The organism is Actinoplanes sp. NPDC048791 (assembly GCF_040650095.1).
In the GTDB taxonomy this organism is placed as follows: domain Bacteria; phylum Actinomycetota; class Actinomycetes; order Mycobacteriales; family Micromonosporaceae; genus Actinoplanes.
On record NZ_JBEZGQ010001578.1, the window covers coordinates 1 to 1366 of the forward strand.

Annotated in this window: 1 protein-coding gene; it reads right to left on the minus strand. The window is 75.7% G+C overall.

The genetic code is table 11. The features are described 5' to 3' along the window. On the minus strand, positions 1 to 1349 hold a 1349-nt coding region (locus AB0C29_RS48640; RefSeq protein WP_360835193.1), incomplete at its 3' end, for a fused response regulator/phosphatase. Positions 1350 to 1366: the final 17 nt, after the last annotated feature.

Consider the following 1366-nt stretch of genomic DNA (forward strand, 5'->3'; position numbering starts at 1 on the left):
CCGGCCAGGACCGCTTCCACGACCGTGGCCGCCGGGGCGCCGTTCGCGTACGAGACGCCGGCGCGTTGCAGCAGCCGCTCCGGGCCTTCCGCGGCAACCAGCCCGTCGGTGAACAGCACCAGCTGCGCCCCGGGCGGCAGGGAGTCCTCGTTCTGCTCGTAGGTCGCCGCGTCGGCGCCGAGCGGCGGCCCGACCGTGCCGGTCAGCAGCCGGGTGTCCTGGCCCGGGGCGCTGCGTACCGGCGCGGGATGACCCGCGCTGCACCAGGAGAGCTCGCCGGTGGCCGGCTTCAGCCGGGCCACGAGCAGACTGGCCGAGAACGGCGCGCCCAGGCGGGACAGCAGCCTCGCGACGCGGGTCAGGACGGATGCGGGGGCCGGGTCCTCGACCGCGTACGCGCGGACCGCGTTGCGGACCTGCCCGCTGGTGACCGCCGCGCCCAGCCCGTGCCCGGCCACGTCACCGATGCTGAGCACCAGGTCACCGCCGGGCAGCGCGACGACGTCGTACCAGTTGCCGCCGGCCTCGCCGGTGGCCGGGCGGTACTGCGCCTGCAGGTCCCAGCCCTCCGGCGCGGGCAGACTCTCCGGCAGCAGGCTTTGTTGCAGGGTGAGGGTGAGCTGCCGTTCGTGCTCGAGCTGCCAGGTGCTCCGGGCCAGCGAGGCCAGCATGGTGGCCATCGAGTCGAGCAGGGCCCGGGCGTCGTCGGCCGGTGGGCTCGCGGCGCCGACCCGTACGGCGATGCTGCCGAGCCGGCTGCCGTCGGCTCCTCGAAGGATCGCGGTCAGGGTGCGGGTGTCGGCGATGGCGTCCCCGGTGCCCGTCGGCGGCGCGGTGAAGCGCAACGGGGCGTGGTGCTCGTCGCCGTCCAGCTCGGTCACCGCCCGTACGCCGCCCAGCAACGCGCGGGCCTGCTCGGTGGCGGCCTGGAACGCCTCCTCCAGCGCCCGGCCGGAAGCGATCACCGCGGCGGTGTCGGCGAGGACCCGCAGCTGCCGGGTGTGGGTGCCGCGCAGCCGGGCGAGCCGCAGGGTGGTGCGGACCCGGGCGACGAGCTCCGCGGCGGTGAACGGCTTCACGACGTAGTCATCCGCGCCGACCTGCAGGCCCTCGACGCCGGCCTCCTGTCCGGCGCGCGCGGACAGCATCACGACCGGCAGCGCCTCGGTGGCCGGCTCCCGGCGCAGCGCCCGGACCAGGCCGAAGCCGTCCAGCCTGGGCATCATCACGTCGGTCAGCAGCAGGTCGGGTGGGTTGCGGGCGATCGTCTCCAGCGCGGCCTGCCCGTCCGCCACGGTGTCGACCTGCCAGCCCTGCGCGCCGAGCAGCCGTACGAGATAGGCCCGCATGTCGCTGTTGTCGTCGG